General features: G+C 63.6%; 15 protein-coding genes and 3 pseudogenes. 5 read left to right on the top strand and 13 right to left on the bottom strand.

What is annotated here, in order from left to right:
- Positions 1 to 28: 28 nt before the first annotated feature.
- From QFZ69_RS22390 to QFZ69_RS22380, 3 genes and pseudogenes are all read right to left on the bottom strand, one after another.
- Positions 29 to 592, bottom strand: a pseudogene (locus tag QFZ69_RS22390) (citrate/2-methylcitrate synthase); the annotation flags it as partial.
- A gap of 24 nt (positions 593 to 616) precedes the next feature.
- Entirely contained in the window at positions 617 to 1,840 is a 1,224-nt protein-coding gene (locus QFZ69_RS22385; protein ID WP_306912914.1) for an IS110 family transposase, read from the bottom strand.
- Positions 1,841 to 2,124: 284 nt separating this feature from the next.
- The gene (locus tag QFZ69_RS22380) at positions 2,125 to 3,384 is read right to left on the bottom strand and encodes an IS256 family transposase (RefSeq protein WP_306919543.1); all 1,260 of its coding nucleotides are present in this window, start codon (positions 3,382 to 3,384) and stop codon (positions 2,125 to 2,127) included.
- A gap of 385 nt (positions 3,385 to 3,769) precedes the next feature.
- On the opposite strand from QFZ69_RS22380, the gene QFZ69_RS22375 reads away from it, so the two are divergent.
- Entirely contained in the window at positions 3,770 to 5,680 is a 1,911-nt protein-coding gene (locus QFZ69_RS22375) for an LVIVD repeat-containing protein (protein ID WP_306914636.1), read from the top strand.
- Here QFZ69_RS22375 and QFZ69_RS22370 read toward each other — a convergent pair.
- The 6 genes and pseudogenes from QFZ69_RS22370 to QFZ69_RS22345 all read right to left on the bottom strand — a co-directional run.
- Positions 5,667 to 6,752: an IS110 family transposase gene (locus QFZ69_RS22370; RefSeq protein WP_306914634.1), complete on the bottom strand. Its 1,086-nt coding sequence runs from the start codon at positions 6,750 to 6,752 to the stop codon at positions 5,667 to 5,669. The two genes, QFZ69_RS22375 and QFZ69_RS22370, sit on opposite strands and share 14 nt — an antisense overlap.
- Before the next feature lie 497 nt (positions 6,753 to 7,249).
- On the bottom strand, positions 7,250 to 7,738 hold the full coding sequence (locus tag QFZ69_RS22365; RefSeq protein ID WP_306914632.1) for a DUF4192 family protein: 489 nt from the start codon (positions 7,736 to 7,738) through the stop codon (positions 7,250 to 7,252).
- A complete protein-coding gene (locus QFZ69_RS22360) occupies positions 7,704 to 8,189 on the bottom strand; it encodes a DUF4192 family protein (protein ID WP_306919542.1) in 486 nt (161 codons plus the stop codon). The genes QFZ69_RS22365 and QFZ69_RS22360 overlap by 35 nt, the downstream gene beginning before the upstream one ends.
- Before the next feature lie 649 nt (positions 8,190 to 8,838).
- A pseudogene (locus QFZ69_RS22355) lies at positions 8,839 to 9,435 on the bottom strand (recombinase family protein).
- Positions 9,436 to 10,129: 694 nt separating this feature from the next.
- Positions 10,130 to 11,353 (bottom strand): IS110 family transposase, encoded by a 1,224-nt coding sequence (locus QFZ69_RS22350; RefSeq protein WP_306919541.1) that lies wholly within the window; start codon positions 11,351 to 11,353, stop codon positions 10,130 to 10,132.
- 232 nt (positions 11,354 to 11,585) lie between these two features.
- Positions 11,586 to 11,690: pseudogene (locus tag QFZ69_RS22345) on the bottom strand (IS982 family transposase); the annotation flags it as partial.
- Positions 11,691 to 12,025: 335 nt separating this feature from the next.
- Between QFZ69_RS22345 and QFZ69_RS22340 the strand changes: the two are divergent.
- Positions 12,026 to 15,199, top strand: a complete 3,174-nt coding sequence (locus tag QFZ69_RS22340; RefSeq protein ID WP_307000443.1) for a bifunctional cytochrome P450/NADPH--P450 reductase — start codon at positions 12,026 to 12,028, stop codon at positions 15,197 to 15,199.
- Positions 15,200 to 15,855: 656 nt separating this feature from the next.
- Here the strand turns inward: QFZ69_RS22340 and QFZ69_RS22335 are convergent.
- Positions 15,856 to 16,962: an IS110 family transposase gene (locus QFZ69_RS22335; RefSeq protein ID WP_306914629.1), complete on the bottom strand. Its 1,107-nt coding sequence runs from the start codon at positions 16,960 to 16,962 to the stop codon at positions 15,856 to 15,858.
- 739 nt (positions 16,963 to 17,701) lie between these two features.
- On the opposite strand from QFZ69_RS22335, the gene QFZ69_RS22330 reads away from it, so the two are divergent.
- Together QFZ69_RS22330 and QFZ69_RS22325 are read left to right on the top strand one after the other, a co-directional pair.
- Positions 17,702 to 18,223, top strand: coding sequence for a transposase (locus QFZ69_RS22330; RefSeq protein ID WP_306914627.1), 522 nt, complete (start codon positions 17,702 to 17,704; stop codon positions 18,221 to 18,223).
- Positions 18,223 to 18,972 (top strand): IS110 family transposase, encoded by a 750-nt coding sequence (locus QFZ69_RS22325; RefSeq protein WP_306914625.1) that lies wholly within the window; start codon positions 18,223 to 18,225, stop codon positions 18,970 to 18,972. Before QFZ69_RS22330 ends, QFZ69_RS22325 begins: the two co-directional genes overlap by 1 nt.
- A gap of 284 nt (positions 18,973 to 19,256) precedes the next feature.
- Here the strand turns inward: QFZ69_RS22325 and QFZ69_RS22320 are convergent, their stop codons facing one another.
- Positions 19,257 to 19,601, bottom strand: a complete 345-nt coding sequence (locus tag QFZ69_RS22320; RefSeq protein WP_306914623.1) for a DoxX family protein — start codon at positions 19,599 to 19,601, stop codon at positions 19,257 to 19,259.
- Between the two features lie 160 nt (positions 19,602 to 19,761).
- Positions 19,762 to 20,793, bottom strand: a complete 1,032-nt coding sequence (locus QFZ69_RS22315) for an Atu2307/SP_0267 family LLM class monooxygenase (protein ID WP_306914621.1) — start codon at positions 20,791 to 20,793, stop codon at positions 19,762 to 19,764.
- 112 nt (positions 20,794 to 20,905) lie between these two features.
- Between QFZ69_RS22315 and QFZ69_RS22310 the strand changes: the two genes are divergently transcribed.
- Positions 20,906 to 21,619 carry a TetR/AcrR family transcriptional regulator gene (locus QFZ69_RS22310; protein WP_306914620.1) on the top strand — a complete coding sequence of 238 codons (714 nt, stop codon included), beginning with the start codon at positions 20,906 to 20,908 and terminating at the stop codon, positions 21,617 to 21,619.
- Between the two features lie 61 nt (positions 21,620 to 21,680).
- Here QFZ69_RS22310 and QFZ69_RS22305 read toward each other — a convergent pair whose 3' ends face one another.
- Positions 21,681 to 22,280, bottom strand: a complete 600-nt coding sequence (locus QFZ69_RS22305; protein WP_306914618.1) for a CE1759 family FMN reductase — start codon at positions 22,278 to 22,280, stop codon at positions 21,681 to 21,683.
- Positions 22,281 to 22,390 lie beyond the last annotated feature (110 nt).

The following is a 22,390-nucleotide window of genomic DNA, read 5'->3' as shown; positions in this document are numbered from 1 at the left end:
GCCCTTCACGCACATCGTAACGGACTAGGGGACGGCCGTAGTGGGCGATCATCTTGTCCAGGGCCGCCTTCATCGTGGGCACGCGGGAATCGCCGTGCTTGTAGACGCGGTGCCCGAAGCCCATCACCTTCTTCTTGTTGGCCAGCGCATGTTCCATCCAGGCCTTGGCCCGGGCTGCAGCCTCCTCCAGGGATTCCTCCGGACGGATGCCGATCTCATCGAAGGTGTGCATGACGGCTTCATTGGCGCCCCCGTGAAGGGGACCCTTGAGCGCGCCAATGGCCGCCGTCACGGCTGAATGAAGATCAGACAACGTAGACGTCACCACTCGAGCTGTGAAGGTGGAGGCGTTGAAGGAGTGCTCGGCGTAGAGGATCATCGAGACGTTGAAGGCCTCGACAACCTCGGGTGCGGCTTCTTCACCGAAGGACATCCACAGGAAGTTGGCGGAGTAGCCAAGGTCAGCGCGGGGCTCCACCAGGTTCTGCCCCCGCCGGCGGCGCTGATCGTAGGCAACGACGGCGGGCATGGACGCGAACAGGTCGATTGCCTTGGCCACGTTGGCTTCCCGGGAGGAATCCTCGGCCAGCTGAGGGTCTGATGCTCCTATCGTGTGTCAAGCGGTGGCGAGCCAGTTTCTGTAGCGATCGGCGAGTTCGGGCAGCGGCCGGGCTTTGCGCTCGATATCGGAGATCCGGGCGGGCCACGTGCTTAAGGCTACGGCCACTTGACTGAGGGTGATGTTCTTTTTCGTGCGAATGGCGCGGAGGTCGGCTTGGACCGTCCTTACTGCTGGGCTGGTAAGGATGCGGTAGATCTCTCGGACGATGGCCCTTTTGAGGCAGCGGATGATTTCCTTCTTGCTCTTGCCATCCTGTGTGCGGCGCTCGACGTAGGCGCGGGTTTTGGGGTCGTGGCGCATTCGGACGAGTGCGATGCGGTGGAGGGCGGCGTTACCCTGTCTGTCGCCGCCACGGTTGAGCCGGTGGCGGGTGGTGCGCCCGGAGGACGCCGGGATTGGCGCGGCGCCGCAGAGCGCGGCGAACGACGCTTCGTTGCGGATCCGCTCTGGGTTGCCGCCCGCGGTCACGACGAGTTGCGCGGCGACCAGGGTCCCGACGCCGTAGACATCCAGCAATGCTGGGTGGTGCGCCTGGACGAGTTCATGCAATTGCGTCTCGATGCCGGCGACGCGGTCTGAGAGCTCCTGGTGGGCGCAAGCCATCGTCTTCAGGGCCAGCCCGGCGGCGTCTTCAGGGCCGGCCAGATCGGATCCAGGACGACTACTGGCCAGACGGCGCAGCAGCGCGTCCGTGTCCAGGTCCCGGTATCTGGCGCGGACCGGTTCTGGAGCGGTGATCAGCAGCCCTTTAATGGCGTTGGAGATCGAGGTCATGGAGGAGACGAACCGTTTCCGCGCGCCGAGCAGGAATCGGATGGATTCAGCGGCGGTGTTGGTGTCTTTCGGGATGGAGATGCCACGGCCGGAAAGCACCGTACGGGCAGCTTCGACTGCGTCGACAGGATCTGATTTCCCATTCATCCGGCGCACCTGCCGGGTAGGGCGCAGGACTTCCAGCACGGTGTGTCCGGCGGACTGAAGGGCCCGGGTCAGGCCGGCGCCGTAGGAGTTGGTGCCCTCGACACCGATCCCCCGGACGGGGCCGGCTGAGGCTACGGCATCGATGAGCGCGGCATAGCCACGGCTGTCCGCCGTGAACGTCGCGGTGGAGACCACCGCGCCGTTCTCGGTGAGAATGGCAAGGGTGTGAGTGTCGGTGTGGGTGTCGACCCCGGCGACGCGTCCGGCCGCGTCGACATCCGCTCTCGCGTGTGGCATATGGTGTCCTTCCAAGCAACGGTTCGGGTTGTCACCGTTGGCCCTGTCGGCCGCAGACAGGACGCTGAAGGGACGCGCACCATGGCAGGGCCAACTGGTCATGGGATCGGTCATGCTCCTATGAGGTCATGAACCGGCAGAGCCCACGGCTGGTCCCGGGAACGCAGGACAAATCAGGTCAAGGACAGGTCCCCCGAAGGGGGCCGCCAGTCAAGTATCGGGTCACTGCATTCCCGGACCCTTCCAGTATCAGCGTCAAGTTTTCGGTGTAACTGGTTTTGATTTTATTTCTTGCCGGCGGACAGGCGTCCGTCGAAGGTGACTTCGAAGGCATTGAGCGCAGCCTTCCAGCGGTTGGACCAGCGTTGTCGGCCCGTCCCGGTGGGGTCCAGACTCATGACCGCCAGATAGACGCATTTGAGCGCGGCCTGCTCCGTGGGGAAGTGTCCGCGGGCATTCACGGCTCGCCGGATGCGCGCGTTGATGCTCTCTATGGCGTTGGTCGTGCAGATGATCGTGCGGATCTCGCGGCCGAACTGCAGGAAGGGCACGAACTCGGCCCAGGCGTTGGTCCACAGCCGGATGATCGCCGGGTAACGCTTCTCCCACTTCTCGCTGAACTCCACGAACCGGTCCAGGGCATCGGATTCCGACGCCGCCGTATAGACGGGCTTGAGGTCCTTCGCGATCGCGGACCAGTCCTTCTTCGACGCGTAGCGGAACGAGTTGCGCAAAAGGTGAACAATGCAGGTCTGGGTGATCGTCTGCGGCCAGACGGTGGCGATGGCCTCGGGCAGGCCCTTGAGCCCGTCACAGACCACAATCAGGCAGTCCTGGGTGCCGCGGTTCTTGATCTCGGACAGGACCCGCAGCCAGTACTTCGCCCCCTCCCCGTCACCGTGCTCGCCGGCCCAGAGCCCAAGAATGTCACGGGTGCCCTCGCAGGTCACCGCCAGCGCCACGTAGATCGGCCGGTTCGTGACCTGCCCGTCGCGGATCTTCACGATCACCGCGTCGATGAAGATCACCGGATAGACCGGATCCAGCGGCCGGCTCTGCCAGGCCGCCAAACCCTCCAAGACCTTCTCCGTGATGGTGGAGATCGTCTGCTTGGAGACCTCCGCGCCGTAGACCTCGGCCAGGTGGGCGCAGATCTCCCCGTACGTGAGTCCCTTGGCGGACAGCGAAATGACCAGGTCATCGAGCCCGGACAGGCGGCGCTGCCGCTTCCTGACCAGCTCCGGGGTGAACGAGCCGTCCCGATCCCGCGGCACCGCGATCTGCACCGGACCGGCCTCGGTCAACAGCTCCTTGGACCGGGTGCCGTTCCGCGAGTTCCCGCCGTCCCTGCCAGCCGGATCGTGCCGGGCGTAGCCCAGATGGTCCTCCATCTCGCCCTCCAGCGCCGATTCCACGACCATCTTCGTCAGCCGGGACAGCAGCCCGCCCTCACCGGTCAGCCGCAGGCCTTCCGCACGCGCCCGCTCACTCAGCTGCTGCACCAACTGCTCATCCAGCGCGTCCGCCGGAGCCGGCGCAACCATGCTCGTCGCAGCAGTCACATCACTAATCACATCAGTCACGGCAACCTCCTAATTCTCTGGAGTTACACCGTTTAAATTACAGTCCCAAATTCCGACCTCCTGAGTGATTGTGACTTGCATGCGGTCGTGTGGGGATTCTGGGGATCGGGCACGTGATGGCAGCCAAGGCTGAAGTGCAACAGGCACCGTACCTAATGCTCCTTGGCGAAAGCTGAATGTTACCTGTCAGATACCAATGATTCATGTCTGGACAGGCGAAAGGGGCAGGTCTAGGCTCTGGCCCATGTGGGGGGATCGCCATGTGGGGGATCCAACTGAATTCCTAGTCGGAGGGCGAGTCATGCTACACCGCAGTAGGTTGGTTTTTGTTGCAGCACTGAGCACCTTGGCACTTTCAGCATTCGGGCTGACCGGGGCCACCGCAGATCCGGACGGCCAGCATGGTACCGACGAGGGACACCTCACCGGTACCGGCGCCTCCGGAAAACTCCAGCTCCTTGACGTCGTCGACATCACCGACACCGCGGACTTGATCGCCGACGTCACAGTCTCCCCGGACGGGAACACGGCGTTTCTAGCCAACTGGGGCGAGCCCGACTGCGCCGGCCCCGAGACCGGCGGTCAAACCAGCCCAGACGCCGGGGCCTACGTCATCGACATTTCAAATATCGAAACCGATCCGCAATCGGCCCGGCAGATCGGGTTCATCCCATCGCACCAGGACACCCGCCCCGGTGAAGGAATGCAGGTCGTGGAAGTCACCACCGCACAATTCAGCGGCGACATCCTCGTGATGAACAACGAGGAGTGCGGCAAGAACGGCAAAGGAGGTGTCTCACTGTGGGACGTCACCGATCCCGCAAAGCCCAAGAAACTGTCCGAGCATTTCGGTGACCGGGAGCCAGGCAGCCGGGACGCCAACCAAATCCACAGCGCCTTCGCCTGGGACACCGGGGCCAACGCCTACATTGTGATGACCGACAACGAACAGTTCCCCGACGTGGACATCCTGGACATCACCAACCCACACCGGCCCCGCCTGATCGCGGAATACGACCTGAACGCCTTCAACGTCGACCAGCCCGAACTAGGATTGACCGAATCCTTCCTCCACGACATGGTCGTCAAGGAAATCAATGGACGCTTCATCATGCTGCTGTCCTACTGGGACGGCGGCTACGTCCTCCTGGACGTCACCGACCCCGCCAACGCCGTGTTCCTCGGAGACACCAACTTCGCCGCGATCGATCCGGAACTGCAGGAATCCCTTGGCGTTTCGCTCACCCCTGAGGGGAACGCGCACCAGGCGGAGCTCACCCTCGACAACGAATTCTTCATCGGCACCGACGAAGACTTCGCCCCGTACCGGGCAGGTCCCCTGCGGATCACCAGCGGCTCCTTCCAGGGCGAATACCCGTCCGTGATCGTGCCAGGCGGACAACCTCCCGCCATCCTGGAGGACCTGACCCTCAGCGGCCCGGTCGTCTATGGCGGCTACGGCTGCCCCGCCTCCGCTCCCCTGCCCCGCCCGGAGAACATCCCGGGGTATCTGGACTCCCTGCAACCCGGGGATGAAACCATCCTGGTTCTGCAGCGCGGGCCCTCCGGTGACCCAAGCGCCCCCGAGGCGGCGTGCTTCCCCGGCGAAAAGGCCCACCAAGCGGCTTTGGCTGGCTGGGACGCGGTGCTGCTCGTGAACCACCACGCCGGTGAAGCCGTCGGCGGAGCCCCGTTCTGCGGTTCCGGGGCCTTCGTTGACGAGATCGTCGCCGTCTGCACCACCCACGAGGCATTCCACAAGCTGTTCAATCTGGAACCGTTTGATCCGGCGCAATGGACCTACCCGGAGAACATCGCCATCGGCGCCATCGGTGACAGGATCGAAGCAGGATCCGTCTTCGATGGATGGGGCTACGTCCATCTCTTCGACCCGGACACCATGCAGGAACTGGACACCTACGCGATCCCCGAAGCCCACGATCCGGCGTACGCGCTCGGATACGGAGACCTCAGCGTCCACGAGGTGGCCGTCGACCCACAAGACCCGTCACTTGCCTACCTGTCGTACTACTCGGGCGGAATGAGGGCCATCCAGATCCAATGCGCCGGCACGCCATATGACCCGGCCAATCCTCCTGCTGACAAGAGCACGTGTGAGCTCGTCGAAGTCGGCAGCTACCTCGACCCGGCCGGAAACGACTTCTGGGGAGTGGAAACATTCATCGGGGAGGACGGACGAACGTACATCCTCGGCAGCGACCGCGACAGCGGCCTATGGATCTTCACAGACCCATAAAAGGGTTGACTCTTCGCACTGAAAGATCCTTTTTCAGTGCGAAGTAGAGTTCTCTGGCGACGTAGCGTTTGAGGCTGCGGATGATATCCCCACTCGAATGGCCCTGGCTGCGTTTCCTGTCCCGGTAGGCCTGGGATCGAGGATCGATCTTTAGTCGGCCCACCGTGATGAGGTAGATGAGTCTGTTGGCTTGGCGGTTGCCTCCGCGGTGGAGCCGCATGCGGTGAGACTTACCTGACGAGACCGGTACCGGCGCGACTCCGCAGAGGCGTGCGAACGCTGCCTCGCTTGGGAACCTGTCGATGTTTTCCCCTGCGGTGATGAGCAGTTGTGCCGCGCTTACAGGTCCTACCTGCGGCAATGCCATGACCGTGGGTGCGACTGCGTGCAGAAGGCGGTTTAGGTGCTTGTCGGCATCATTGATCTGTGTGGTGAGGTCGTATACCCGTCTGCCTAATTCCCGGAGAGCGTACTTGGCAGCTTGCTCGGGCTTGTCCATCCGGTCCATGTCGGGTCGAAGTGACCTTGCCTGTGTTGCCTTGGCTTGAAGGGTCTTCGCGTCGAGTCGCTGCCTCAGGGGCTCCGGAGCGGTGACGAGGATGTCGCGCAACTGAACGAGGGCTGCCGTGCGGGATTTGATGGCGGAGTCCCGCACGAGGTGCAAATGCCTGATGGCTTCGACGGCGCCGGTCGTGTCCTTGGCGGGTGAGGAACACTCGTCGGAGAGGACCTTCCGGGCTGCCTCTTCTGCGTCGATGGCGTCGTTCTTGCCGGAGCGGCTGCGGGTCAAGGAATGACCCCTGTTCACTTCTACAACATCCACGCCTGCGGCAAGCAGGTGCCGTGTTAGGCCGGCTCCGTAGGAGCCGGTGCATTCAACCCCGAAGGCGCTGATGATTCCAAAGCCTGCCGCCCAATCCAGAAGCTCCTGATAACCGGCCAAGTCCGTGGAGAAACGGCGGTCGCCCAAGATCTGCCCCATTGAATCCAGAGCGGCTGCGTGGTGGACAAGCGAATGTGTGTCCACGCCGATGGTGACGGTCCTGACCGGTTGTGTCGTTGTGAGAGTCATGCATGCTCATTCCTGTCGATGGAGTGATCAAGGCGAGCACGGATGACCGGGCCGGGCGGACAAAGCACTGAAAAGCTAAGCTGCACGTCCCTATCAAGTCACAACACCGTCCGGCCCGGTCGCCCTGGTGAGTGGCAGGGCAGTGGAACCGACAGATCTCCTCGTAGACAGTTCGCGCACGTGTGCGGATCGTCACGAAGCGGGCAAGTCAGGAACCACTCCCCTGCCACCGGTCTCATTTTGATAAACCAGCAGCCACCTCTCCCGGCGACTCGCTCAGACTGATGCCAAAAATCGAGTAGCAAACGAGCCGAACCAACAGATCTCCCCCTTGGACAAAAGCGCACGCCGCGGATCGTCGTCACGAAGCGGATAAGCCAAGAACCACTCCCCTGCTACAGCCCATTCTCCTCAGTGCGAAGCGGGGGAGGCCGCCCCGCCACCGGCAAAAGGGCCGGGCCGGGATCTCTGGGTGATCCCGGCCCGGCCCTGTCCGTTCAGTTGTTGTGGCGCTGGTAGGAGGTTTCGGGGTCGCGGGCGGCGTCGGCGACCGAACCGCGGTTGATCAGTTCCCGCAGCAGCCCTGCCAGCCGGAACCCGGGTGCATCCGTGTCCGCGTGCTTGAGGTACCGGCCCGCCTGGGTGCCGTCGCCTTTGAGCCATTCCAGCCACCCCATCAGGGTCAGCATCGGTGCGCGCTGGCCCGCCGGGACTGCTTTCATCAGCTCGAAAGCCATGGCCTGGGCCCGGTCCACCCGGTTCCAGTCCGGTCGTCCGGTGAAGTTCCCGAGGATGACGTCGGCGAAGTTGCCGTTGTGGGTGGTGATGGTCTCGCGGAACAGGAAGTCCCGGACCATTTTGTGCTGGAACGCTCCCGCGATGCTCCGGACCGTTTCGCGGTCGGGGGTCCCGGCGCTGTCCAGCACGGCCGCCCACGCTGTGCATGCTTCCTCAATGTCCTCTTCGCTGCCCTCGGGTGCTTCCACCGGCATTGCCCAGGTTGCCCAGAAGGGCGGGGTTGTAGACGTCAATGTCCGTGGCGCTGCCGAAGAAGGTAAACGTCGCGTTGGCTTGGCTGTCGGTGATCTGCTCCAGCGGGTGCTCCTCGTCGGTGCCGAACTCCGTCCAGTAGCTCGAGGTCACGAGCCAGACGTTCCGCACGGGCATCCGGGCTGCGGCCAGCTCGCTGACCAGCGAGGCGACATGCGCGGCGTACGGGTAGCTGTCCTGATCCTCGTCGGTGTAGACGACGATGTAGGACGCCGTTGCCTTGTCATCGTTGGCGGCGTGGCTGGTCAGCGTCTGCGCGTAGTCCAGCGGCTCGACTTGTTCGGGTGCATCCACCCGCAGCGTCGCGCCGAGGGCACCGGCATGGGCGGTGAGGACCACAAACGATTCCGAAGGCGTTATCCCCAGCAAATGCGGTATGGTCGCCAGCAGGTCAGCGGGACCGGAGAGGTTGATCTTTCAATCATGGTGTTGCTCCTTTTGCAGAGGATTCCGGCGGGTGGGGCGGCTCAGATGACCGGCCAGCTTCCCCTCTCCCCCCGACGCTTCTATGTCTGTCAAGCGGTAGGAGGCGGGCTTCGTGCGCTGACCAACCGGATTGCGCCCCTCGTCGTGGTTTTGCCGGTGGCTAGCGAGAGTGGGCGCTCGTGGTGATTGGCCAGCTTCCCTCCCCCGTTGTTTTGGCTGCTGGCGAAGCTTGCGGAGCTGTGCCCGACGGAGGCCTGTCTACCCTTGGGCAAGGGCGGGAAATTCCTGGAGGAAGTAAGCGACGCAGGAGCGCCGGAGGGAAATTCCCGGCACGCAGGCCCCGGAGTTCACGGAGGGGCTAGACGGGCCCGAGCGGGTACGTACAATCCCTTGGGACAGCAGCCAAAAACAAGGAAAATGCTTCTACAGCCCGAGCGAAGCGAGGACCGTTAGACAGCGCACAGCGCTGTGCGCTGTCTAGGTTCGCCGGGCGCTCTCAATCCGGGCCGCGGAATGGCACCGGCGTCTTAAAAGGCACAGCTGTGCAAGACATCCATTCCCGCGCCCGCGACGTATGTGAGTGTCGGCGCTATAGCCTTTTTTTGTGGCGCTAAATGTCGCCCTGCTGGTCGGCAAGGGCTCGTGACCGCCTGTAGAAAGTCGCTCGGGACATACCGAGATCCCGGGCAACCTGCACCGCGGGCTCGCCACCTTTGACCAGGCGAACAGCGCTTCTGATCTGACTATCAGTAACCCGACGGGGCCGGCCGCCGAGGTCCTTGCCAGCTTCTCTTCGCTTGATAATGGAATCCGTGACGCGTTCGCGCTTGATTTCGTGTTCCATCTGGGGGAGAGCGGCCATAATCGTGAACAACATGGACCCCATCGGCGTCGCGGTGTCGACATCGCCTCCGCCCAGGTTCAGGACGCGCAGGCCGGCACCCCTGCTGCGGAGTTCATCGGCAAAAGCGAGCATGTTTTGGGTGGACCGCCCAAGCCGGTCCAAAGTCGTGATGACGAGGGTGTCACCCTCCATTAGCGCGTCAAGTGCTCGATCAAACTGTGGCCGTGAAGCCCGTGCTCCGGAGACTCCATGGTCAACGTAGAGGTCATCGCGTCGAACGCCGGCGGCCAGCAGATCCGCCCGCTATCGGTCGGTGGACTGCTGCCGTGTCGAAACTCGTGCATATCCAATAAGTTTCGTCATGGCCTGTCTCCGATGTGTCTCATATCTAATGATTGGTATGCCGATTCAACCTGCAGGTTTCGGGACATAGTTATGAGAATCGCCGGCCGCGGAGAAAGTCGCGTGATTTCACAGGAACCATGGTCCTGCCCACTCGGGTGTTTGTTCGGCGAATGAGACGCCTCGTATCCCAAGGGTTTCAAGACGCTTGGCTAGCTGGCTATAGGTCTTGTCAATAGCATCGTCGGGCATGCGGCAGTGCCTCCTCGGTGACGCGGCGGCGGCTTTTGTGCTGTGGCTTGCGGTTTGCGGCTGGGGCCCGACGTCGAGGGATGGGGCAGCGCCCACGCTGACTTATGCGGCCTCTGTGTGTACAGGGTCATCTGGCGTCGTTCGGGCTGCTGCCATGGGCGAAGGGCCGGGCGCCAAGCTAGCCTCGGCGTAACGCGTGAAGCGTCCGCCATAGCGGAAACGGCGTCTGATCCGGCCCTTCGTCGGTTCCAGCGTCTCACCGCTGAGCCGGGTTGTGAAGGGCTTCCGGGCACCTCCTTGATCGATCCGGACCGGGCGCTGGCTTTCCGGGCCGCCATGATCGTGCGCCGCGGCTTGTCGCTGTCAACGTCGTTCGTCCTCGCTGCGCTGCGGGCGCTCCACGTTGACCGCTCCGTACGCCGCGGTGCGGCCGGCAGCTATCCGGGAAAGCCTGGGGGTTTGCTCAGGCCCAGTGCGCGGGGTCGTAGGCTGTCTGGTCACGCACCAAGGCGTAGGCGATCCGGTTGGCACGGTGCGCCATCGCACAGGCGACGACGCCACCGTTCTTCCCACGCTCCTTCAACGCGGCCGCGTGGGCGCGGCTGGGCCCGTCGCAGAGCCATAGGCCAATGCCCAGGTCGATCAGCGCCCGGCGCAGGGTCACGCTGCCTTCGCGGCTGATGGAACCGTCCCGGCGCCTGCCGGCGGACTCGTACTGCATCGGAGACAGCCCTGAGGCCCGATAGACCTGAGACGGTCCGGGCCAGCGGTGCGGGTCGCCCACGGCGGCACCGTAATTCCCGGCCCGGACCGTTCCCCAACCGGGGACCGTGATCAGCGTGGCAAAAGGACTACGGGGCAGCAACGCGGCCATCGCCGCCTCGGCCGCCGTTACCTGGGCGTCCAGGTCCGACAACAACACCAGATCCGCGGCCAAAACCTCCCTGGCGACGGCAGCGTCAGGCATTGGCAACGCATCCCGTGCGGCCGTGACCAGCCCTTCCGCCACCGGCCGTCGCACCTGCAGTCCCCGGACGGCCGCGAAACGGATGAACCGGCCGGCGCCCAGGGCCGCCAGCCTGTGCGGATCGGCAAAGTGTTCCGCGACGAACCTGCCGACCTTGGTGCCCAACACATCGGGCAGAACCAGGCCAAGCCCTGGGAAACAGCGGTCCAGCTGGCCCAGCAGTTGGTTCTTCGTGGCAGTCCGGGTCTGGACCCGTCGCCTCCGATGCGCGGACCAGGCAGCCAGTTCACCGATGACCAGCTCCCGGGACCGCACCGGAACCCCGCGGCCGGCGAGTACCAGCTCGGTGATCGCCTCAAGATCGATCGCATCGGTCTTGATTCTGCGCCTGCCCTGGACACGCCGTTGCTCGGCGACGTGTGCCGGATTCAGCTCCAGTACCTCCCACCCGGCAGGCCATGCAGACGGTGCCAGCAAAGGACGATGGTAGTGGCCTGCAGCCTCTATCCCCACCTTGACCAGGGCCCCGGCAACGGGCAGCACGCGGCGGACACGTGCCAGAACTGCCTCAAGCCCCGGCGCTGTCATCTTAAAATCCACTTGACCCAGCAAACGCCGGCGATCTGCGCCCGTGACCGACAACGCGACCGTCGACTTTCCCACATCGACAGCAACAACAACAACCGTTGGCGCCCGCACCACAGCAACATCAAGAGACATCATCTCCACCTCCGGAAAGTGACAGGAGGATCCCACGGCCCAGCGCCAGATCCTCAAAGGAATCTGATACTTCCCTTCTGGCATCTCCGGAGGTGTTTGTGAAGGAACAACTCAACTCATATCAGCGGGGAGCCCCGTTACTCATGCATTCAAAAATGGGACGATCCGGTATGACGTAGAGACTGGCATCTCCGTGAGGTAGTCCTTTAGAGATGATTAATTCCTATTGAATTTAGTGGTCGAAGGCGATGAGTGATCGTTTCCTGGGGAAGTGCTGGTGCGCCAGTTGCCAGATCGCGGCGGCGAGGGCAAGGAGTCTGGCTGCGACTCTGGCGTGGCCCCGGCGAGTGTCCAGTAAGCGCGCCCAAGGCAGCGCTGTTCCGACCACATCACCACACGGGGCAACCCTTAATGCCGGGGGATGAGCGCCGCCTGGGCCCCAGCCTGCCCGCCTTCCTGCGTCGTCCATCGACCCGAGCGCCCCGGATTTCGCCACGAACGTGCTCAACGAGGTCGTACAGACGTATCCGGAAGGTTCGGCCCGCCCCCTGCGCCCATAGTGCCCGAAATCCAACGGGAGTATCGTGGACCGGACACGGGGAGAGCCTCGACCGGTCGGGCAGCGGAAAATCTTCCCACATGCCTCGATCGCCGGCCGCTGAGGAGCGCACCATGACTTCGCCCACCGTCCCCATACCGCAACCTCCCCCAAAGCCCGTGGTGGGTAACCTGGCAGATATTGACTCCAGCAAAGGCGTCCTGCGACTCGTCGAGGTGGCCGAGCGGTACGGTCCTATCGTCCGCATCCAGTTCTTCAACCGCAGCGTCGTCGCCATCTCCTCGCAGCAGCTCGTCAACGAGGTGTGCGATGAATCCCGCTTTGGCAAGGTGCTGGGCAGAGCCCTGCGGGAGGTGCGGGACTTCATCGGCGACGGCCTGTTCACTGCGGAAACACAGGAACCCAACTGGCAAAAGGCCCACCGGATCCTTATGCCGGCGTTTGGGCCTGCGGCGCTGAGGCGGATGTTCAGCGGCATGGACGACATCGCTGAGCAGCTGCTCCTCAAGTGGGAGAGGCTTGGCCCCAACGTCCGGATTGATGTTCCGGACAACACCACCCGGCTGACCCTGGACACCATCGCCCTGTGCTCGTTCAGCTACCGCTTCAACAGCCTCTACCGGGATGAGATGCATCCCTTCGTGGGAGCCATGGTCCGCGCCCTGGTCGAATCCGGTGACCGGTCGCGCCGGCTTCCGGTGCAGAACAAGATCATGCTGCGCAAACGGCACCAGCTCCAGGAAGATAACGCCCTGATGTTCGAGGTCGCCGACCAGATGATCAGCGACCGGCGGCGCAACCCCAGCCCGCCCGGCACCGAAGACATTCTGGACACCATGCTCAACGCGGCGGACCCGCTGACGGGCGAGCGGCTGTCCGAGAAAAACGTCCGCTACCAGATGGTCACCTTTCTGGTCGCCGGGCATGAAACCACCAGCGGCCTGCTGTCCTTTGCCCTCTACGAACTGTTGCGCCATCCGGCGGTCCTCGCCAAAGCGCGGCAGCAGGTGGATGAGGTTCTGGGCACCGCGGGCGCCCGCTTCGAGCACCTGCCCCGGCTGGGGTACCTGGACCAGGTCCTCAAGGAGACGCTCCGGCTTTGGCCCACCGCGCCGGCCTTCAGCGTCGCACCGTTCGAGGACACCACACTGGGCGGCCGCTACGAGATCCCCGCCGGCCAGCCCATCCTGGTCCTCCTCCCCCAACTGCACCGGGACAAGGCGGCGTGGGGCGACGACGCCGAGGTTTTCGATCCCGAGAGGTTCTCCCCCGAACGGGCAGCAGCAATCCCGGCCAATGCCTGGAAGCCCTTCGGCAACGGGCAGCGCTCCTGCATCGGCCGGGGCTTCGCCCTGCAGGAGGCCCAGCTCTTCCTGGCCAAGCTCCTGCAGCGGTTCGAGATCACGGCCGCCGACCCCGCCTATGAACTGAAAATCCACCACACGCTGACCATGAAGCCCGAGGGGCTGTTTCTGCATGTACGACGGCGGGACGTGCAGATCAGGGGAACCGCGGAAACCGCCGTCGAGCATGCTCCGTGCGTCGAAACGGCCGCCGCGGCGGCCAACGGTATCCCGCTGCGCGTGCTCTACGGTTCCAATGCGGGAACCTCCCAGGACTTTGCGCAGCGCATCGCCAACGACGCCGGGCGGCGGGGCTACAGCCCCGGCATCAGTCCGCTTGACGATTCAGCCGGCGGACTACCGACGGCGGGCCTTGTCGCCATCGTCGCTTCCTCCTATGAGGGGCAGCCGCCGGATAACGCCCGGAAATTCGTGGCCTGGACCGAGGGCCTGCAACCCGGCAGCCTTGCAGGGGTGCGGTACACGGTTTTCGGCAATGGCAACAAGGACTGGGCGCGGACCTACCAGGAGGTCCCCAAAGCCATTGACGCCCGGCTGGCGGCCGCGGGCGCCGAGCGGATCTACGTCCGGGGCGAGGCCAACGCCCGCGGGGACTTCTTTGGCGATTTCGACGAGTGGTATGCCGGATTCTGGCCGGCCGTGGACGCGGCGCTTGGGCAGGATACAAGCCCGCCGGCGGCGCAACCCGGGCTGCAGGTCCAGTTCGTCGGCAATGTCCGGGACCCCCTGCTGCGCCAGAACGGGCTGGCCCTGGGCACCGTGGTCGCGAACCGCGAACTGGTCAATATGGCACAGCCCCGGGCCCGGTCCAAGCGGCATGTCGAGATCGCCCTGCCCGATGGCATGAGGTACCGCGCCGGCGACTACCTGGCCGTCCTCCCCCTAAATCCCAGCGAATCGGTGCAGCGGGCGCTGAACCGCTTCAACCTCGATTACGACTCGCATGTCCTGTTGAGCATGGAGCAAGGAGACACCTTCCTGCCCACCGGCATGCCCGTGGCCGTGGGCGAACTACTGAGCAGCTACGTGGAACTCGCGGTACCGGCGACCAGGAGCCAGCTCGGGCACCTGGCCGATGTCGCCGACGATCCCGCCCACCGCCGGGAGCTTGAGTCCTTCGCGGAGGACCGTGAGCGCCATGCGGCCGAGATCCTCGACAAGCGCGTCTCCCTGCTGGACCTGCTGGAGATGTACCCGTCCTGCCAGTTGTCGTTCAGCTCGTTCCTGCAGCTGTTGGCCCAACTGGCCCCGCGGCGGTACTCCATCTCCTCGTCCCCGCTCTGGAGCCCCGACCACGTGACACTGACCTTCTCCGTCATCCAGGCTCCGGCCTGGTCGGGCCGCGGCGTCTTCGAAGGCGCCGCTTCCACGTATCTCGCCCAGGCCAGGCCCGGGTCACGGGTCGCGGTCACGGTCCGTCCCTCGAATGCGGCCTTCCACCCGCCGCAGTCCCTACAGGTTCCGCTCATCATGGTCTGCGCAGGGACCGGCTTGGCGCCCTTCCGGGGATTCATTCAGGACCGGGCGCTGCGGGCCGAGACTGAGGGCATCAAGCCGGCACCCGCCATGCTGTTTTTCGGCTGCCGGGCACCGGACACCGACTTCCTCTACCAGTCGGAGCTGGCATCCTGGGCAGACGCGGCCAACCTGGACCTCCGGCCCGTCTTTTCCACCGCACCCGAGGACGGCAGGAAGTACGTCCAGGACCGGCTCTGGGCGGACCGGGCCGAGGTCGTCGAGCTCGTCAGGCAGGGCGCCACTGTCTACGTCTGCGGCGACGGCAAGCACATGGCGCCGGAGGTGCGGGACACGTGCGGGCGCATCTACCGGGAGGCGACCGGCGCTTCCGAGGCGGACGCCGACAAGTGGATGGATGAGGTGGAACGCACCCACGGCAGGTATGTGGCCGACATCTTCACGTGAGCGCGCCAATCAGGGCCGGGCGGGGGCGTGGTCACTTCCGCCGCAGGACGAGGAGGCCGTTGGCCGGAAGCCGCACCTCGATCCTGCCGTCCTGGCTCGACAGCGCGGCACCGCAGTTGCCCACATCCGTTCCGCCGTAGAGGAGTCGCTGTTCAAGATCTCCTGCCAGCCTCCCGGCGCCAGCCGTTCCGCCGTCGTTTGGACCGTATACCCCGCCGCAAAGGGGCGATTGTTAATTAGCCTTCCGAAGAGAACGACGAATCCCCCTACTTGTGATGCCTGGCGGCCCCGGTCTCCCCTTCCTTCTGCACCTGCACCACGTAACTGAAGGGCAGGGCGACAAGAAAGCCGCCCTGCCCTGGGCGCGAATCGGCTCCCATGCCGGGTGTGTCTCAACCCATATGTCCCAAATCCTTAGGAATATGAGACGGGCAATAGCTGGGCAGCCAAGTTTCGGCAGGTCGCGTTGGAGTTCCTGCTTGACGCGTCTTCCTAGTTGGAGGCTCTGCGCCACGGCCCGCCCGTAGCCGAGCGCGGGACGCTCAGAACGGCCGAGCACAACGATGTCCGTGCCCTGGTGCGGTGAAGCAATCCAAGAAACTTAACGACCACCTCGAGAACCAGAATTGCGGGTGATGAGGAGCGACGGTGTGCTCCTATCCCTGGAAGGAGACTGCCCCTGCAGCGTGGGATGGCGCCGGTTCCGCGGTGGCGTAAAGGGTGTTGAGTTGGCGGTAAAGGGTTCGGGCGACGTAGCGCTTGAGAGATCTGCGGATTTCGCGGTAGCTGCGGCCTTCTTGGGTGCGTTTTGCGACGTAGCCGCGTGTTCCGGGGTCGTGGGTCATCCGGGTCATGGTGATGGTGTGCAAGGCTCGATTGAGGCGCCTGTCACCGCCCCGGTTGAGCCTGTGCCGGACAGTGTTACCGCTTGAGGCAGGCAAGGGATTCACCCCTGCCAGTGAGGCTAAGGCAGCTTCGCTGCGAACCCTTCCTGGATGCGACCAAGCTGTCAGGACAGCGGCGGCTGTAACAGCCCCGACGCCGACCATCTCCAACATCGGCGCAGCGGGGCTTGGCTGGATCAGCTCTGTCATGCGCTTCTGGTTCGCAGCGAGCTGAGTGGTCACTTCGAGAACGCGACGCGCCAACCGAACTGCTTCCTCGCGCGCGATCGACAGTTCCATCTGCTCCTGCCGTTCCCGCCATCTCGTGATCGTGGCGATCTGGGCGGGAACCAGAGGTTTACCAGCGTCGATTCCAAGATCATGTGCCCGGAGTAGGGCGATAAGCGCGTTGACGTTTACTGTTCGTTCGCGCGTCAACTGATCCCGGGCTGCGCTCAGAATCCTGAGTCCGGCACGGGTTCCTCCATCCCGTCGCGGAGCTCGGAGCTGGGACTCCTCTAAGCCCAGGACAGCGGCTCCGATGGCAGCGGCGTCCAACGGGTCGGATTTGCCGATCCCCCGGCGACCTCGGGCGTTCATCCGTGGAGCTTCGGCGGCGTCGTAGCCGGCGTCGGTTACTGCCCTGGCCAGACGTGCCCCATATGAGCCGATGCCCTCAACGGCCCATAGACACCCCATATCTCTGTCTGTCCTTCGGCCAGCCCAAGCAAGTGCGCGGGAAATCCCTGCCGAGGTGGTCGGGAACTGCTCGCAAGCGACCTGTCGCTTGGTACTGGCTTCGATGATGGCGTAAGTGTGTGTGCGGGCGTGACAGTCCACGCCGATTACGAACGGGCGGGTCTGCGCAACGGTAGTCAACGCGGCCACCTTTCTTCCTTTCGAACGGACAAGACGGGTCGCATCGCGACCGGCACTGGACCTGGGAAGTGTCACTTCGAGGCAATACTGTGATGAGCCACAACCTCCAGAGGCTGGGCAAGCTTCTAATTAGGCCACCGACGTGGGACAGGTCAACGCCGGCCGCTCCACCCAGCGCGGACAAGTCGGGGGAAATGCACCCTCAAGGGGGCAATTGTTTTTTCGAGTCACGCGCCAGGCAGAACGACCGGCATCAACACTGCCAGCTAGTCCCAGACCAGCCACTGTAAGACTCACAGTTGTTTTTTGGCTGCTGGCGAAGCTTGCGGAGCTGTGGCCGACGGAGGCCTGTCTACCCGCAGGGCAAGGTGTGGGAAATTCCCGGAGGAAATAAGCGACGAAGGAGCGTCGGAGGGAAATTCACGCGCCGCAGGCCCCGACGCAGGAGGGGCTAGACAGGCTGGAGCGGACACGTAGAATCCGAAGGACAGCAGCCAAAAAACGGTAATACTGGAAAAGGTCTTGAGCCGGCGTGACTCAGCAAAAAACTGACGTGCCTGGCGGCACTGTCTTACCGACGATTTGTCGGCCGGCTCAAGGTCCATCAAAGGGGGTGATGTGCCAGGCGGACATGACTTCATAGGAGCCTGATACGACTAATCCCATTACCGTTTTGTCTGCCCACCTGGCCTGCCCCCGACTCATCAGCCATTGAACTCGACTGGGGGCCGCTTCCATCTTGGCAACTGAACCAACCAACGTCATCGCCGGCATCGACACGCATGCCGATACGCACCACGTGGCTGTCATCAACGAACATGGCAAACCCCTCGCGGACAAGGAATTCCTGGCCGTGGGATCCGGATACCGGAAGATCGTGGACTTCATCACCAGCCATGGCACAGTCTCCGCCGTAGGGGTCGAAGGGACAGGCTCCTATGGAGCCGAGATCTCCCGGATCCTGCGCGGTGAAGGTTTGTGTGTACTCGAGGTGAACCGTCCGAACCGTGCCGCGCGGCGGCTGGAAGGCAAGTCCGATCCACTGGGCGCCTACCAGGCCGCCCAATCCGTACTCGACGGCCGAACCAAATCGGTCCCGAAAGCCAAAGACGGACCCGTTGAATGCCTGCGAATACTGCGTGCCGGGCGCACCTCGGCCCTAAAGGCCCGCACCGCAGCCATCAACCAGATCAAAGGCCTCCTCGTAACGGCTCCGGACAAACTCCGGGCGAAATACCGGGGTTTGGGTACGCGGCGATGATGACGGCCCTGCAGCGCACCAGGCCGACCGGCCATATTGCTGACCCCGAGTACGTATGCCTGCTGACGTTGAAAGCCCTGGCCACCCGATGCCACTCCCTGGCGGCAGAAATCGCCACCGCGGACGCCGCGCTTCGAGAAATCCTCGACACCTATGCACCGATGCTCTGTGACCTGCCAGGTGTCGGAACCGAAGTAGCCAGCCAGCTCCTGGTCACCGTCGGAGACAACCCGGACCGCCTTGGAAATGAGGCCCAGTTCGCTGCCCTCGTCGGGGTCGCACCCATACCCGCATCCTCCGGCAAAACCATCCGTCACCGGCTCAGCAGAGGCGGTGACCGCAACGCCAACCATGCCCTGTATCAGGTCGTCCTGGTCCGCATGGCCTCGTGCCAACGGACCAAGGACTACGTGGCCAAGCGCACCGCGGAGGGCAAGAGCAAACGGGAAATCATGCGCTGCCTCAAACGCTACGCAGCCCGGGAAATCTACCGCCAGATCACCAACCCCCAGGCAGCCCCAAACAACACCGATCTGCGCCAAATGCGCAGCACACTCGGTTGCACCATCACAACCGCAGCCCGGGAACTTGGCCAATGGCCCTCCAAGATTTCCCTCCTGGAACGGGGCCTCCTCCGAAACGACGCCCTCGCCAGGAAGTACCGCCAGTGGCTGACCGAGCAAACAGCCAAAATCCGGATTTCAGAGAATCAGGGGTTACCAAGCCATTTGCAATTCACGGTGCCATAGTTGTTTGGTGGCCTGTTCGAGCTCCAACGGCCAAGCAGCTCCACACTCCTCAGCGAGCTTGCGCGCCCCGGCCTAACTGGTTGGAGCGCAGCGGAAGCCAGGGCGAGCCCTGCGAGCCTGCCCTTCCCCTCCTAAGTCTCGCGAGACCGGTGCGCTGAAGATGATGCGCGGCATCCGAAAAGAGGATGTGGGGTCACGCCCTCCAGATAGGACAAACCCCTCCTCTTCCCGCTGATCGGGACGAGGAGGGGTATGTGCCGTGCAGTGACGCTATGACCGTGGACTCAGAGCGCCAGGGCCCTGAGAACGACCACGGCGACGCTGACTCCGAGCAGGACGGCAGCACTGGTCACGGCGCGATCCCCGACGCGCAAGTGTGTAACGATCGCCCCAGCGAAGTAAAGAACTGCACCAATTCCAGCTGCGATTCCGATGGGCCACCAGGCGAGACCGACGAGCAGACCGGCTGCTGCGGCGATTTCAAGGGTGGCGAGCAGTGGCGCCGCTTTGGTTGCTTTCACAAGCTCCAGGACGGCCATCTGTTTAGGGTCTTTGCGAAGCTTTCCGACGGCGGAGAACACGAGCAGGGCCGAGAAAAGGAGGCTGAGGATGGATGCTGCTATAAACATGAGTGGGGGTATCCCGTTCTGACGATGATGAGTGGATATGAGTGGATGGTTTTCCGTGGTGATGAAGGCGCACGGAGTCGCCGTATTCGGTGAGGTGCCCTGACAGGAGCGAGGCCGGCTTCACGGCCGAGTTAGCGGCCGTGAAGCGGGTTCGCGGGTATCAGGCTGCGGAGGCGAGCGAGTCGGCGCGAACGATCGGGGCTACACGGGTGCCGAGGAGTTCGATGGATCGCATGACCTCTTTGTGCGGCATGGTTCCGACGCTGATCTGCATGAGGAAGCGTTCGTTGCCGAAGACGCTCTGCTGGAACAGGATCTTCTCGGCGACGTCCTCGGGGGACCCTGCGACGAGGGCTCCCTGCAGAGAGGTGTCCTTACCGTAGTGCTGCTTCGTCGGCAGGGCCGAGAAGGGCGCATTGAGGAAGGTGCTCATCGCGGACTGGAAGTAGGGGTAGCTCAGGTCGATGGCCTGCTCTTTGCTGTCAGCGACATACCCGTGGGCGTTGATGCTGACCTTCAGGGCGCTCTCCGAGTGGCCGGCCTCGAGGGCGGTTGCCCTGTACAGGTCCACCAGAGGAGCGAAGCGCCGGACGTCGCCGGCGATGATGCCCAGAGACAGGGGCAGTCCAAGCTTGCCGGCACGGATGGCGGACGACGGTGATCCACCGACCCCTACCCATAGGGGCAGCTGATCCTGTGCCGGGCGGGGGTAAACACCTTGGTCCGACAGAGAGGCACGGTGGCGACCCGACCAGGTCACCCTCTCTTCAGCGCGGATCTTCAGCAGAAGGTCCAGCTTCTCTTCGAAGAGAGTGTCGTAGTCCGACAGGTCGTATCCGAACAACGGGAACGACTCCGTGAAGGAGCCGCGGCCCGCCATGATTTCCGCACGTCCGCCGGAGAGCAGGTCGAGCGTCGCGAAGTCCTGGTGCACCCGCACCGGATCTGACGAGCTGAGCACGGTCACGGCACTGGTCAGCCGGATCTTCTCGGTTCGTGCGGCGGCAGCCGCAAGAACAACAGCCGGACTCGCAGCAGCAAAGTCTTCACGATGATGCTCCCCGAGCCCGTACACGTCGAGGCCGACCTGATCGGCCAGCTCAATTTCCTCGACGAGGTCTCTCAGGCGTTCCTGAGGATTAATCCGGCGCCCGGTATTCGGGTCTGCGATGGCCTCTGCGAAGGAATACACGCCCAACTCCATGGTAATCTCCCATTTCTAGTGTTGTGGAGAGTGGTCTCCGGTAAGTGTAATGCGTAGATCCATCTCCGTATTTCCGGGGACGAAGATGAGGGGTTGCGCCATGCCGAGCGAGGATCGAGGGAGCAAGTCCGTGCGGGCTCGTGCGCCGCGTCGGGACAGTCTCCGCAACAGGGAAGCGCTCATCGAAGCAGCGCGGCTCGCATTCGCGGCGGAGGGCCTCAATGCGTCGCTGGACGCTATCGCGGCGTCGGCCGGAGTTGGCGCCGGAACCCTCTATAGGCACTTTCCTAGCCGGTCGGACTTATGGGGCGTGGTTCTGGTTGAACCCCTCAATGAGCAGTTACACCTTGCCGAGGAGGCCCTGAGGAACCCGGACAAATGGAAGGGCCTCTCGGGTTACATCATGGCCAGTTGCGCACTCGAGGCTGACAGCCGGGGCTACCTCAATCTCATGACGACCAGGCTCGATGAGTCAGAAACGCTTCTGGCGCTTCGCAGGCGGATCCAGGTGCGCGTTGAAGAACTGGTCCGCGAGGCGCGCGATGCGGGGGCGGTCCGGTCGGATTTCAGGGCAGAGGATCTCGTTTTCGTCATGCTCGCCAACAGTCGTATCGCAGAGGCGACGAGGGACGTCGCGCCCAGTGCGTGGCGGCGCAATGTCGAACTGTTCCTTGACGGCATCCGGCCGGACAGGGCTACACCGCTGACTGAACCGCCGATGAAACCCAGCCAGGTCGCCCGGACGATGATGCGTCCACGGCTTCGAGACGCTCGGCGTACGGAACGAAAGGCGGACAAAGTCAGCGAGGCCTGAGGCGCCGACACCCGATATGCGCGGTAGCGCCCCAGGCCCGATCGGTTTGACCGATTCCGAGTTAGGCCGCCTGTTGCTGCCCGTACGGTGGCGACATAAGTAGCGGAACACCACTTGAGCGGACTGTTTGCGTGAGTTCTTGAGCGGCCCGTTGCGCACGCTCGCGCAGGGCATGGGTGGTTTCTTCGGCTGCCCAATCCATGGCAGTGGCGAAGATTGACGTCGGAACCACAACTGCTCGCAAGTAGGAAAACAAGGGCCGCATGGCGTGCTCCAGCACCAGGGAATGACGGAGACTGCCGCCCGTGGCTCCGATAATAGTTGGAGTGTCGACGATCGCCGTCGGATCCATCAGATCCAGAAACGCCTTGAACATGCCGCTGTAGGAGCTGGCGAACACTGGGCTCACCACAACCAAGGCATCCGCGGCACTGACCCTGTCGAATGCTTCCCGCAGACGGGAAGTGACCGCTCCACTGTAGGCCGCTGCGATGTCAGCAAAGAGATCACGCAGTTCAATCACCACTGGTTCAACCGGAATACCGGACGTAGCAAGGCCAACCACCGCCTCTTCAGCGAGCAGGTCAGCCAGTAACCGGCTCGACGACGGCGTACTGACGCCGGCAGCCAGGACCACCAGCTTGAATTCGCCCGACTCCACAATCAATCTCCCATCTGTAGGTTATGGAGAGCTGTCTCCGATTGATCCAATGCGTATACCCGTCTCCGTATTCCCGATTCGAAGTGCCCGCGCACAAAGCTGACGCAAGT

The organism is Arthrobacter sp. V1I7 (genome assembly GCF_030817015.1).
GTDB lineage: Bacteria > Actinomycetota > Actinomycetes > Actinomycetales > Micrococcaceae > Arthrobacter.
Note: the sequence above shows the minus strand (reverse complement) of the source record. Positions and strands in the feature narration are given on the sequence as shown.